We start from the raw sequence: 13,343 nt of genomic DNA on the forward strand, positions 1-13,343 counted from the left end.
GCTTAATTGCCCATGGCCAACAGCATGTCAAATTCTTCTGCGCTCAAAGGCATTACTGACAGCCGCGACTGGCGCAACAGCCCAATCTGCTGCAGGCGCTCGTCTTTTTTTATCTGCTCCAGCGTGACCTTTCGGGCTAAGGCTTTTTCGGGGGACAGTGTCACGGCTACCCATTGCGTTTCTGGCGTGGTGGGGTCTTGGTAGGCTTCTTTGGCAACTTTGGCCACGCCCACAATGGCCTTCTCAGAGACGCTGTGGTAATACATCACTAAGTCTCCTACTTGCATCTGCTGTAAGTTGTTGCGCGCCTGAAAATTACGCACGCCGTCCCAGGTGGTGTGACCATCTCGCTCTAAATCTGACCAAGCGTATTTATCGGGTTCAGACTTTACTAACCAGTACTTCATAAAGGTAAAAACAGGCACCTAGCTAGATGCCAGAAAAAAAGTGAAAAAGGAAATTAGACTACTGCTCCTCAGAGGATCTGCGTTTGATTTTAAGCACCGCGGGCGTTGCCGAAACAATCTCAATGGTGTGTGTCTTGCCGGGCGCTACCTCTAATTGAACGTTGAGAATGTTCTTGCTCTGCGCGGCCCACGTGCCGGGCTGTTCCTCCAGTCCGTCTGTGGGGGCAATGGCGTAGTTGATGAACGTGCCGTCTTCTTTTATCATAAAGCCGGTGCGCCCCCTAGACGCCGGAAAATCAAACGTATTGGGCCGGTAGGTGCGTACATCTGCCGAGTCTTCTTCATAGGAATACAGCCAGGTTTGGCCGTACACTTCTTTCGGAAACGCGGGGCCAGAACCACATTTGGCCGCCATCAATGCCACTGCCAACAAACAAAGCAAGGAAAGGTTTTTCATAGGGAGATAGGTTGCGTCACCGTGCACGCTTCTTCAATTACAGCCACAAGATAGGAATTAATGAATAATGATGCGTGCGCATTGACTTAGGACGAGGGAGTATTGAACAATGACCAAAGCACAGTGTTTATTGCATCCTTTCATGGCAGCCTGAAACGCATCACCTTTCACTCAAAAGACCTCGTAGCGTCCGGCAGGACCTGCGAGCGTCTGCGCCAATGCCGTCTCATTTGCAGATTCTACCCTTAAGGATTACCCAAACGAGCGTCTCTGTGCCAAGGGCGTTTCCAGCCGCAGATTCACCCCTTGAGGGGAGCGAAGGGGGGGGTTGCATTACTAGACCTAGCTGTTCGGGATTTGCAATCCCGAACTACTGAGAAGCGGATTTGCAATCCGCCTGCCACAACCCGCAATTCGTAGGGGATTGCAAATCCCCCTTTCGCTCTTCCGGATTGCAAATCCGGAAGAGGTTGGTTGAAAGCCCCTCTCATCAGGGAGAGGGGTTGGGGGGAGGATTGGTCATGCGTCAGAGACAAGCCGATGCCTGATCTCTACAAACAAACACGCGTATCGTCCCCCTTTGAAGTCGAAGTTCCTGGACTCGTTGCGGGAGGGGTAGGGGGATGATGACGCATTTAGAGCCTAGCCAGCACTAAACGGCAACGCGTGTCTTTTTCGCGGTGCCCGCGAGGGTAGTCCGGAGACTACCCGGCATCCGTGGTCACGAGTCTAGAGACTCGCGCCAGTGATAAATAGCCTCCAACGCCAACCCCCTCATCCTAACCTTCTCCCTCAGGGAGAAGGAACTAGGGTCTTCCGTTTTTGGCCTGTTTTACAGAAAACAGGCCAAAAACGGATGCTAGTTGGAGGACTGGCTATCATTCGTCCTGAAACGCTAAAAACGAATAACCAGCAACGAACAACCAATAACGAATAATGGGTAACTTTACCGAGTCCCTTACCAACCTAAATCCCGTGGAGAACAAAGACCTTATTCGCCTTTTCAGGATGACCGCCTCTTTGATGGAGTTGCATGATGAGAACCCCTTTAAGATACGGTCTTACACCAACGCCATTCAAGTGCTGGAGCGGCTGGAATCGCCCATCCACCAGATGAGCCAGGCGCAACTAGAGAAGTTGGACGGGATTGGCAAGGGAATGGCAGCCAAAATCATGGAAGCCATCCAGACGGGCACCCACGCAGACCTGAACCGCTTGCTGGAAACCACGCCAGAGGGCGTAGTCAAGATGCTCAATATCAAGGGCATCGGGCCCAAGAAGATACGCACCATCTGGAAGGACCTGGGCGTAGAAACCTCTGAGGCCCTGCGCGAAGCCTGCGAGAAGAATGAACTGTCTAAGTTAAAGGGCTTCGGGGCAAAGACGCAGGAGACCATCCTGCAGGCGCTTCAATATTCAGACGACAGCAAAGGCAAACTACTCTGGGCCGAGGCCGAGCCGCTGGCCCTGGATTTACTCCAATTCCTGAAAAACAGGCCAGAAACGACCGCCGCCGAACTGGTAGGTGATATGCGCCGCAACGTAGAGACCATAGACACCCTGCACTACCTCATCTGCTTGAAGACTGACGGTACCTGGCCTGCCTTCCTGCACGAGTTGCCCGGCATAACGCCCATTGAATCCATTTCGGGACCATTTGTCTGGCGAGGTCTGTTGGAGGAATCTGGTTTGAAGCTAGAGGTTAGGTTGGTGCCTGAAAGACGCTTCGCGAATCAAGTACTTTTATATTCCACTAATCCAGCGTGGCTCACGCACCCGCTCAACAGCGCCGGAGACACGCTCATGAGCGAAGCATACGGAGAACCAGCCGCCTCTGAAGAAGAAATTTTCCAGCGCGTAAACCTAGCCTACGTAGCCCCTGAACTGCGCGAAAGCCTGCGCGTGCTGGAACTGGCCCAGGAAAACAAACTGCCCACGTTGGTACGAGACCGTGACCTCAAAGGCATTCTGCATAACCACAGCACCTACTCAGACGGCGCGCATACGCTAGAGCAGATGGCCGTGCATTGCAAGCAACTAGGCTATGAGTACCTGGGCATCTGCGACCACTCTAAATCTGCGTTTTATGCCAACGGCTTGCAGGAGTTTAGGGTACAGGCCCAGCAACAGGAGATTGACCGCCTAAACCAAGAGCTGGGTCCGTTTAAAATCTTCAAGGGCATTGAGTCTGATATTCTGGCAGATGGCTCTCTAGACTATGAGCCCGCCGTGCTAGGTACCTTTGACTTTATTGTGGCCTCTATTCACAGTAACCTCAAGATGGACGTGGTCAAAGCCACTGATCGTCTGCTCAACGCCATTCAGAATCCCTACACCACCATGCTGGGCCACCCAACGGGCCGCTTGCTCTTGCGCCGCGAAGGCTATCCCATTGATCACAAAGCCGTCATTGACGCCTGCGCACAACATGGGGTCATCATTGAGATTAACGCCAACCCGCGCCGCCTGGACATTGACTGGCGCTGGGTAGAATATGCGCTCAGCCAGAACGTGCTGCTCAGTATCAATCCAGACGCCCACAGCATGCGCGGCTATGAGGACATGCGCTACGGCGTCTTGGTAGGGCGCAAAGGCGGCCTCACACCAGAGATGACGTTCAATGCCAAAAGCCGGCAAGAAGTAGCAGCATATTTTGCCGAGCGCAAAAAGGCGAAAGGGATTGCGTAGGATACTTCAGGGTAAATAACCCAAAACAGGCCACAACAACTTCAGTCATTCATTGTCATCTTGGAAAGATCTTGTGGGCAGGCTGTAGTGGCGTTAACTCAAGCGTCTCTATTGTTTGGTGCCAAGATTTCTCTGAATAGGTCTGGGATGTACACTTTCAGGATGACAAAGAAGAAAGGATACATTTCTGGATATTCATTATCTATACTCTGCCTTATTAAATAAAGGGGTATGAAAGATAAAAAGCGATCATGAGAAAAATAGTTGTAGGCACTTTCCTTTTATCAGTTCTTTGGAGTTGTGACAGCCCTACTCAAAAAGAAAGCTCAACTAAGCCTGAGAAAGCTATAGCACAGGATACGTCTGATTTCAAGAAATACATCTCTACCCTTAACCAGATTCCTCTGCCTTTAGAAATAAACCCACTGGCACAGTTCCCTGATGTTTCAAACGCTTTCGATAAAAATGCTTTCGAAAAATATAAATACAAATGGGCAATTAAACCATTGGGGATTTTTTATCAAGACGAGGAAACAATTGGGATTATTGATTGCTCTAACGGTGATTGGGGACTTGTTCCCTTCCTCACTACCTATGATAGAAAGGGCAATAAAATTGACTCGACAGGATTTTACGACAAGAGTGGCCAAGACATGGGCTATGAAGCAATTGAGCATTTGACGTTTAACCCCGATAAGACAATCTATGTTCTTGACACCGTAAAGCGGTGGGATATTAATGAAGAAGAAATGGATGTTGTGGAGGGCAGCATGAAAATGACAACGGGTAAGGTAGTATACCAAGTTTTAGCGGACGGTAAAATAAAAAAGCCAGCGGAAAGGTAGAATAAGGCATATTCTTTTATAAGTAGATGAGTTTTAGGGCAGTCATACGTTGTTATGAAAACCACTTCAACCTTTTTTCACCCCATAATCTCCTACAACAATAAAATACCAGATATAAAGCAAGAGCGCCAGACGGTTTCCCATCTGGCGCTCTTGCTTTATATCTTCACCTAAAATGCTGTGTTATTATCTAATGGAGTTGATTCTGCCTGAACCGTCTAACCCAATGGTGTAAGTGATTCTGTATGGGACGGCGCGGTTGTTGACCAAGGCCGGGGTGAAGGCAGGTAAGCTACTCAAAGTCTTCAAAAGAGGCTCATCAGAACCGTAACCTAAGGTCTTGATGATTTTAGTATCTCTTAACCTAACTTTTCCTTTTTCATCTAGCACTACTTGTACAATGATGGTTCCTCCGCTGCCTCTGGCTGTAAAGCTTTCTGGGGCTTGGTAGTTGTCCTTCATGAACTTGGCCAGACCTTTTTCACCTTCTGGGAACACCGGCATCTGCTCTACCTTGTCATAAATCATGGCAGAGTCAGAGACCATGACCAAAGATTTAGAGCTGGCTTCGGCAGTAAAGGCACCACCAATTAAAGCGATTAGTAAGAAAAGGCGCTTCAAAGTAGAAATTGGAGATTTCATGTTGATTTAATCGAGTATAAATAGTTTACCAGTTGGTATTCTGTGTTTGCAGGCACAAAGATAGATAAATCCTTAACAACATATAATAATGGCTATCTATCTTATTTGATTTTTTTCTTGATATGCTCCTATGCGTCAAATACACACATTAGCAGATACTTCTTGTTAAAGAAATTTACCTTTCCAGCACTTTGCGCCCCTTTCTCGCGCTTTCTTCCTCTCTGAGCAGCCTTCAGCCAGCTTATTGGCCCTCTTGTTCTCTCTCCAATAAATATCTTACGGATTAAATATAGTAATTTTATATAAACAACAAACATCTTACTCTAAAATTATTTAAAAAGATTCACCAAGGCCTTGGCGTACGCAAGGTAAGGGAAGGACGTGCTCCACTTTTAGCTTCTTTTCCAGAAAACTGGCTAAAAACGAATAGTAAGGCCGCTCTTAAACGACTGAGGCTATATCATAAAAGGTGTTTGCCTTATGGAAAGTTAAGATTCCTGCATCTGTTCAGAAACAACATCTTTTATATGAAGCGATTCTTTACTTTTTTCATTTTCTATATAATGACTTTGGCTTGCGGCCAAGCATTGGCGTGCGATTGCCCAAGGGTAAAAGAAGAGAATTGGTTGCCCGGTGTTAAGAAAAATATAAATCGAACCGAGTTTATCTTTTTAGGAGAAGTTATACGGTCTAATGAGAAGACATTTACGCTAAAAGTTATTGATGCATTTAAAGGTGATATTAAAGCAGATTCAATTCTAACCGGCGACAGCCAAAGAAGCGGTTGCCTTATAATCCCCAATGAAGGTTTTTGGATTATCTATGCAAATTCTGTTGAAGGTAAACTGATAGAAATAAGTTTGTGTGGTATATCAAGAGAGTTGACGGGGTTAACTACTTCTACTCCTCCATTAGTTCTAGAGAAAGCCTCGAATGCTTCTATAGACTATGAGGAGTATCAAAATTTGCATCAAATTACATTAGTTAAAAACTGGGTGAATGAATACGCCTTACTCACTGCCTACAGAAACAGGCAACAGAAAAAGGTACAACCCGTCTCTTCCAAAGACTACCTGGCTTACCTGGCTATTGGGCTGTCGGCGATGGCCATTGTGCTCTCTGTAGTCAGTATGCGTAGAAGGTAATGTTCGTTTTTGACTTGTTTTCCAGAAAACAGCCTAAAATGGACGTGTAAAACTCTTTGCGCCTAACTGTTTTCCGTTTAAGTACCAAGACGCGTACCTTTGCCGAAGCTAAAACGGTTGCTCGTGAAAAAAATCCTCATCATCCGGTTCTCTTCTATAGGTGACATTGTGCTCACCACGCCCGTCATCAGGTGCGTGAAACAGCAGGTGCCCGGCGCCGAGGTGCATTTTTGTACCAAAGCCGCTTTCAGGAACATTATTGCCAGCAACCCCTACGTGGACAAGGTGTTCTGTCTGGAGCATTCGCTCAAAGACCTGCTATCCCAACTCAAAGCCGAAAACTACGACCTGGTCCTGGACCTGCACCACAACCTGCGCACCCGCATTTTAAAGTCCCGTTTAGGCAAACCTTCCAAAAGTTTTGACAAACTTAACTTAGAGAAGTGGCTGTTGGTCAAATTCAAGATCAACCGCATGCCCAAGGTGCACATTGTAGATAGGTACCTGGCTACAGCCGCCTCTTTGGGGGTGACCAATGACAAGAAAGGCTTAGACTATTTCATCCCAGAAAAAGATGAGGTAGACCTTGGCACGCTCCCCTCCACGCACCAGAAAGGCTACTACGCCATTGCCATTGGCGCCCAGCATTACACAAAACGCCTTCCGGTAGACCGGCTCATTGAACTCTGCGAGAAAATCAACGGCCCAATCATCCTGTTAGGAGGCAAAGAAGACATGACCGTTGGGCACATGGTGGACATGTACTTCCAGACGGAACCGTGCAAAAGTCAGCGTGAGGCAGACCCTACGCAAAACACGGTCATCTTTAATGCCTGCGGTCAATATAACTTGAACGGTTCTGCCTCTTTAGTGCGCCAGGCCACCGCCGTCTTTAGTCATGACACCGGCTTAATGCACATTGCGGCCGCTTTCCAGAAGAAGATTTACAGCATCTGGGGAAACACCGTTCCGGAGTTCGGCATGTACCCGTACACCCAGGATTTTGAAGTGCTGGAAGTGAAGAACCTGTATTGCCGGCCTTGCTCTAAGATTGGCTATTCAAAATGTCCTGAGCGTCACTTTAGGTGTATGCGGGAGCAGACGTTTGATTTTACATTGCCTGTCCTAGGCCAGTCTTCTCAAGCATAGCCGTTTTTGGCTTGTTTTCTGGAAAACAGACCAAAAACGGTTATGATTGTCTTTTGTTAATTGCTGATCGTTGAGAACGGTCCCGTCCAGGAAGGCAATCCCCTTGGCTAAACGCAGACTCTCCTCTTAAGGAATGACCAAAAGGAATGACCGAACGTGGATTCTCCCCTTGAGGGGAGCGTAGAGGGGTGTATACATCAATTGGTCAATGCCGCCGGCCGTTGTTGGTGTTATCACCAACGACCCAGACTGCCGGCCAAGCCTTTACCTCCCAACTCCTTCCATCCAATTATCCCTGTTCTTGCTTTCTGCCCAGGTTTGTCACTTTTCTCCTTGATGAGAAAAGTAACCAAAAGAATCAAGAAGAAAAGAAACTCGCTGCCGCTCAGACAGTCTTTTCTTCGGATTGTGCACCTGGCCAATGTGATTCGTTTCATAGTCCGTTTACGCCTCTGCCAGGTGATAGGCCACTGCCCGGTCCCTGCCCATGCTCCGGGCGCACAGCCAGGGCTGCCCTGCGCAAGGTCGGTCGGCAGGCGGACTGCCGGTGGAGACGTTGCAATGTGTTTAGCGCCTTTCAGGCGGGAGATAAAGCGGTGCCTGGTCTCTACGATGAGGTGTAAACTTATGCAATCCTGAACCTCCAGTTAATCCTGTAAATCCTGCTCCGAAAAAAGAAGAGGCAGTCACGTTGCCGTAACTGCCTCCTTATCATATATCATCTCGAAGAACGAGCAACCAATAACCAATAACGATTTATTTGGTGATCATCTCGAAGCCCAGGTAAGAATGCAACACTTTCGGCAATTTGATGCCTTCTGGGGTTTGGTTGTTCTCTAGCAAGGCAGCCACGATGCGTGGCAGGGCTAAGGCGCTTCCATTTAAGGTGTGCAGGAGCTGTGGCTTTCCTCCTTCGGTGCGTTGGCGCAGTTTTAAGCGGTTGGCCTGGTAGGTTTCAAAGTTAGAGCAAGAGCTTACCTCTAACCAGCGGCCTTGGGCGGCAGAGTACACTTCCATGTCATAGGTGAGGGCAGAGGTGAAGCCCATGTCACCGCCGCATAAGCGCAGGACGCGGTAAGGGAGCTCTAATTTCTGCAACAGGCCTTGTATGTGTTGGCTCATTTCATCAAGGGCCTCATAGGATTTTTCTGGGGCCTGTATCTGTACAATCTCTACTTTGTCAAACTGGTGCAGGCGGTTCAAGCCGCGCACATCGGCGCCCCAAGAACCGGCTTCTCTTCTAAAGCAAGGGGTGTAGCCTACGTTTTTGATGGGCAGTTTCCCTTCTGGGATGATCTCATCGCGGTATAAATTGGTGATGGGCACCTCGGCAGTTGGGATCAAGAACAAGTTGTCTGCCTTGTCATGGTACATCTGGCCTTCTTTGTCAGGGAGCTGGCCGGTGGCAATGCCAGAGGCTTCGTTCACTAGGATAGGCGGTTGTACTTCATAGTAGCCGGCTTTGATGGCTTCGTCTAAGAAGAAGTTGATTAAGGCGCGTTGCAGACGCGCACCCTGGCCTTTGTACACGGGAAAGCCCGCGCCGGTGATCTTGTTGCCCAGGTCAAAGTCAATGATGTCATACTGCTTAATCAACTCCCAGTGCGGTAACGCGTTCTCTGGCAACGCTGGAATGGCGCCGTGCTCCAAAACCACCTCGTTGTCCTCAGCAGACTTGCCGGCGGGCACGCTTTCATGCGGCACGTTCGGGATTTTATAGAGGGCCTGCTGAAGGTCATTCTGCAGTTGCTGAACCTCTTCGTCCAGGGCTTTGGTCTTTAGCTTCAGCTCGGCGGTCTCAGTTTTCAACTGCTCGGCTTGGTCTTTCTGTCCGTTTTTCATGAGGCCGCCTATCTCTTTGGCTAGAGAGTTTGCACGTGACAACAGCTCGTCACGTTCTGTCTGCAAGGTGCGGCGCTTTTGGTCTAAGTCTATGATGGACTGAACCTCTTGGGCGGCGTTCTTAAAGTTTCTCTTCTCTAGACCGGCTAGTACTTGGGCGGTGTTCTCGCGTAAAACGGGTATTTGTAACATGGTAAGACGGTTTATCTGCTCACAAAAATAGAATATTTTGAATAGGCTACGGCAAGCGCCACTTTTTTATCATAATTAACGTAACATAATATATAAAAACGCTCGTATTGCTTGTAATTTAGAACGAGGCTGCCTAACATTGCAGTACATTTTCAGTGAGACCGCCATCCTGGTTCTTCATTACCCAATTCACTACCATAAAATTTCCTGATTTTTCGCCTGACCGTTGCGCTCGCAACCGCTATGTCTTTTAAAATCGAATAGCTAATTACCTATTTATGTACAACATTGAAGAGTTGAAAGAAAGTCTTCTTTCAGAGCTCAAAGAAATTGCCGAAAACCTCGGTGTCACCAACTTCAAGAAGCTCAGCAAGCAAGAATTGGTCTACAAGATTTTAGATCAGCAGGCTGTCACTCCTATTGAAAAACTCCCCAAGAAATATAAAGCGGCCGCTGCACCCGCAGAGGCTGAAGGCGTAGCCGTGCAACAGGAAGAAGAACTGGTGGAAGCCCTAGCCGAAGCGCCAGTGGCCCTGGTAGCCGAGGAGGCCCGCCCAGCCCAGGTGGCAGAGCGTCCGGCCCGCGCAGAACGACCTGAGCGCGCACCAAGAGAAGCCCGCGCCCCGCGTGAGCGCACTCCTAAGACAGACGAGGCCCGCGAGCAAAGAGCCGCCCGCCCAGAGCCCGCCTCTGACAACGCTGAGGCCGCCCCGCGCACCGAAGCCCGCGAGCCGCGCGAGAACCGCATGCAACAGCCGCGTGAGTTCCAGAACCGCGAGCCGCGCGAAGGCCAACAGCCACGCGCCCCAAGAGAACAACGTGAACCAAGAGAGCAACGCGAGCCAAGAGAAGCGCAACAACCGCGTGACAACAGCAACCGCGAGCCAAGAGACAACAACAACCGTGACCGCGAACCCCGCGACAACCAGTCCAATACCCGCGACAACCAGCAAACCAACCGTCGCGACCAAAACCAAAATCAGAACCGCAACCAACAGCAGAACCAGCCTAACTTTAGAGAGTTTGACGGCGTTATTGCCAATGAGGGCGTTCTGGAGTTGATGCAAGACGGCTACGGCTTCCTGCGTTCTGCTCATTACCATTACCTGGCCAGCCCAGATGATATCTATGTGTCTCCGTCGCAGATCAAATTATTTGGTTTGAAGACCGGTGATACCGTGAAAGGTACCGTGCGTGCCCCGAAAGAAGGCGAGAAGTACTTCGCTCTTTTGAAAGTGGATTCTGTGAACGGCCGTACTACGGAGGAGATCAGAGACCGTATTCCATTCCAGCACTTGACGCCTTTGTTCCCAGAGGAGCGCCTGAAACTGACGACCAAGTCAAGCCAATACTCTACCCGCATCATGGACCTGTTCGCGCCTATTGGTAAAGGACAGCGTGGTTTGATCGTGGCCCAGCCGAAGACTGGTAAAACCGTCTTGCTGAAAGAGATTGCCAACGCCATCACCGAGAACCATCCAGAAGTATACCTGATGATTCTCTTGATTGATGAGCGCCCGGAAGAGGTAACTGACATGGCCCGTAGCGTAAAAGCCGAGGTGATTGCCTCTACCTTTGACGAGCAAGCCGACCGTCACGTAAAAATCTCCAGCATTGTGCTAGACAAAGCCAAGCGCATGGTAGAGTGTGGTCATGATGTAGTGATTCTTTTGGATTCTATCACGCGTCTGGCCCGTGCTTATAACACCGTGGTGCCATCTTCGGGAAAGATTCTTTCTGGTGGTGTGGATGCCAACGCCTTGCACAAGCCTAAGCGCTTCTTCGGGGCGGCGCGTAACGTTGAGAACGGTGGTTCATTGACCATCATTGCCACTGCCTTGATTGAGACCGGTTCTAAAATGGACGAAGTGATCTTTGAAGAATTCAAAGGTACTGGTAACATGGAACTCCAACTAGACAGAAAACTAGCCAACAAGCGTGTGTACCCTGCCATTGACGTTCCTGCGTCTGGTACCCGCCGCGAAGACTTGTTGATGGACCGCGACGAACTGAGCCGTGTTTGGATTCTGCGCAAGTTCATGTCTGACATGAACTCTGTAGAAGCCATGGAGTTCTTGAAAGACCGCATGAAAGGCACCAAGGACAACGACGAGTTCTTAATCTCCATGAACAGCTAGTCTTTTTTGAGACACAAGACATAAGACGCAAGACACAAGAAGTTTTGCTGAACTAAGAAGGCCTTGCAGAGAAATCTGCAAGGCCTTCTTAGTTTTTGGGGTTTCCGTTTTTGGTTTGTTTTCTGGAAAATAGGTTGAAAACGGAAAAAGTGAGATTAATGTCTAAGGACTTATAGTATATTCGGTTAGGTTATTCGGCTTATTTGTCATTTTTGACAATTAACCGGATATTTTGATGCACCCATAGTGCAGATAAGCCGAATAACTCCGTTTATACAGTAGTTAGGGGTAATTTAAATTATAGATTCAATGAAATTAATAATAGGTACTCTACTAATCTCATTGAAATTGTTTGGACAAGATAGCTCCACTTTTCATCAGAAGGATGCTTTCATGTTCAGCAACAAATATGTCTTTTATGAAAATGGCACTTTCAAACATTATTATAGTACTGATGACGGGCAATTGTGGTACGGGGTTGGAAAGTATTTCGACAAGGGGAGGGAAAGAACACTAAAATTTGGAGAAGCAGATACTAATTTTAAGTTAGAATATGGACTCGTTCACTACGAAACAGGTATTGAAAGAATAATGATTAAGAAAAGAAGAACGTTTATCTCCACCGACTACCACAATACCACAACCAAAGAAAAAGTAACTTTTGTTGAGAAAAAATAACTACCCCTAACAACAGCTAAACGTCAGCCTTCGGCCGACGGCCTCGCCCGTCGTTTAGCTTAGTACGTTATAACTTAATCAATACAAGTTAAGCTGTGAGATTGAATGAAACTTCAATAGTATAGAAGGGAAATTCAACAAAGAATACCATACAATGACTACAACCCCTGAACACGACGCCAAAATAGCGAGATTAACCTTTGCCTCGGTCTATCCGCATTATGTGACCAAAGTAGAAAAGAAAGGCAGAACCAAAGAAGAACTGCACCAAGTGATTGAATGGCTAACGGGCTATGCAGAGAAAGAACTGCAAGAACAGATTGACCAAAAAGTGGCGTTTATAACCTTTTTTCAAAACGCCAAGCTTAACCCAAACGCGCATCTCATTACTGGCGTCATCTGCGGCTACAGAGTAGAAGAAATTGAGAACCCATTAACGCAACAAGTTCGGTATTTAGACAAGTTGGTTGATGAACTAGCTAAGGGGAAGAAGCTAGAGAAGATTCTGAGATAGGCGTAAGGACAACCATCAATATTACATCACCCACCAAAACTCCCGTACCGCACCGCTTTCTTCTGGCTGGGGTCATACACCAACAAACGGCCGTCTTCTTTGCCTAACAAGTACTTAAACCCAATAGCCGAAGGATTGGCCTGAATGGTTCTAAAAGTAGTCAAAGAAACGAAGGACGTATCTGCGCGCATGGACGCCGGAATGGCAGGCGTCACGAAATCATCTGGCTGGACGAACTCCTCCATGCGGCGTAAAATGTAGGCTTCGCGGTCGGTTCTGGAAGCGGTGGGCGTTTTCATTTCATACACCATGGCGGCCTCTAAGTCTGCGGCGGGAAACTGCTCTTCATAAATCTTCTGCCCGTCTATGGAGGTAATGGTAAACAGCACCTTGCCATTTGTAATAGAGTCGCCGGTGAGGACCAGTCTAAAATAATCTGGCTGGGTAGTGGAGGAAAATGTATGCGTACGCTGCACGATTTTCAATACCGGGGCTTTGCCTCTTTTGCCTCCTGGTGTTGTTTCTAAAACTTCTGATTGGGTAGTATTGGTAGCGGTTTCTTGGGCGGCTGGTTCACAAGCAACCAGCAGTGACAAAAGGCAAACAAAGGGAAGGGTACGCATACAAAGGAAGCTAGGTAAAGAAG

Annotated in this window: 12 protein-coding genes; 7 read left to right on the forward strand and 5 right to left on the reverse strand. The window is 48.2% G+C overall.

Annotation, left to right across the window (positions count from 1 at the left end; all coding sequences use genetic code 11):
• Window positions 1-2 precede the first annotated feature (2 nt).
• Window positions 3-407, reverse strand: coding sequence for an EVE domain-containing protein (locus tag ABD880_RS17455; RefSeq protein ID WP_345169038.1), 405 nt, complete (start codon window positions 405-407; stop codon window positions 3-5).
• 58 nt (window positions 408-465) lie between these two features.
• The gene (locus ABD880_RS17460) at window positions 466-864 is read right to left on the reverse strand and encodes a hypothetical protein (RefSeq protein WP_345169041.1); all 399 of its coding nucleotides are present in this window, start codon (window positions 862-864) and stop codon (window positions 466-468) included.
• A gap of 936 nt (window positions 865-1,800) precedes the next feature.
• Between ABD880_RS17460 and ABD880_RS17465 the strand changes: the two genes are divergently transcribed.
• Entirely contained in the window at window positions 1,801-3,552 is a 1,752-nt protein-coding gene (locus ABD880_RS17465) for a helix-hairpin-helix domain-containing protein (protein ID WP_345169043.1), read from the forward strand.
• A 251-nt stretch (window positions 3,553-3,803) separates the two neighbouring features.
• The gene (locus tag ABD880_RS17470) at window positions 3,804-4,397 is read left to right on the forward strand and encodes a hypothetical protein (protein WP_345169046.1); all 594 of its coding nucleotides are present in this window, start codon (window positions 3,804-3,806) and stop codon (window positions 4,395-4,397) included.
• Between the two features lie 186 nt (window positions 4,398-4,583).
• On the opposite strand, the gene ABD880_RS17475 is transcribed toward ABD880_RS17470, so the two are convergent.
• Window positions 4,584-5,039: an energy transducer TonB gene (locus tag ABD880_RS17475; RefSeq protein WP_345169048.1), complete on the reverse strand. Its 456-nt coding sequence runs from the start codon at window positions 5,037-5,039 to the stop codon at window positions 4,584-4,586.
• 527 nt (window positions 5,040-5,566) lie between these two features.
• Here ABD880_RS17475 and ABD880_RS17480 point away from each other — a divergent pair.
• Both ABD880_RS17480 and ABD880_RS17485 read left to right on the forward strand, forming a co-directional pair.
• Window positions 5,567-6,184 carry a hypothetical protein gene (locus ABD880_RS17480; RefSeq protein ID WP_345169050.1) on the forward strand — a complete coding sequence of 206 codons (618 nt, stop codon included), beginning with the start codon at window positions 5,567-5,569 and terminating at the stop codon, window positions 6,182-6,184.
• A 123-nt stretch (window positions 6,185-6,307) separates the two neighbouring features.
• A complete protein-coding gene (locus tag ABD880_RS17485; protein ID WP_345169052.1) occupies window positions 6,308-7,333 on the forward strand; it encodes a glycosyltransferase family 9 protein in 1,026 nt (341 codons plus the stop codon).
• A 756-nt stretch (window positions 7,334-8,089) separates the two neighbouring features.
• Here the strand turns inward: ABD880_RS17485 and serS are convergent.
• Window positions 8,090-9,367, reverse strand: a complete 1,278-nt coding sequence (gene serS / locus ABD880_RS17490) for a serine--tRNA ligase (RefSeq protein ID WP_345169054.1) — start codon at window positions 9,365-9,367, stop codon at window positions 8,090-8,092.
• Window positions 9,368-9,645: 278 nt separating this feature from the next.
• Between serS and rho the strand changes: the two genes are divergently transcribed.
• The 3 genes from rho to ABD880_RS17505 all read left to right on the forward strand — a co-directional run bounded on the left by rho (window position 9,646) and on the right by ABD880_RS17505 (window position 12,697).
• Complete coding sequence (gene rho / locus ABD880_RS17495) at window positions 9,646-11,505, forward strand: transcription termination factor Rho (RefSeq protein WP_345169056.1); 1,860 nt, start codon at window positions 9,646-9,648, stop codon at window positions 11,503-11,505.
• A 309-nt stretch (window positions 11,506-11,814) separates the two neighbouring features.
• Entirely contained in the window at window positions 11,815-12,183 is a 369-nt protein-coding gene (locus ABD880_RS17500; RefSeq protein ID WP_345169058.1) for a hypothetical protein, read from the forward strand.
• A gap of 154 nt (window positions 12,184-12,337) precedes the next feature.
• Window positions 12,338-12,697: a DUF2200 domain-containing protein gene (locus ABD880_RS17505; RefSeq protein WP_345169060.1), complete on the forward strand. Its 360-nt coding sequence runs from the start codon at window positions 12,338-12,340 to the stop codon at window positions 12,695-12,697.
• 26 nt (window positions 12,698-12,723) lie between these two features.
• Here the strand turns inward: ABD880_RS17505 and ABD880_RS17510 are convergent, their stop codons facing one another.
• A complete protein-coding gene (locus ABD880_RS17510; RefSeq protein WP_345169063.1) occupies window positions 12,724-13,320 on the reverse strand; it encodes a hypothetical protein in 597 nt (198 codons plus the stop codon).
• Between the last annotated feature and the right edge of the window lie 23 nt (window positions 13,321-13,343).

Source organism: Nibribacter koreensis (genome assembly GCF_039541795.1).
GTDB lineage: Bacteria > Bacteroidota > Bacteroidia > Cytophagales > Hymenobacteraceae > Nibribacter > Nibribacter koreensis.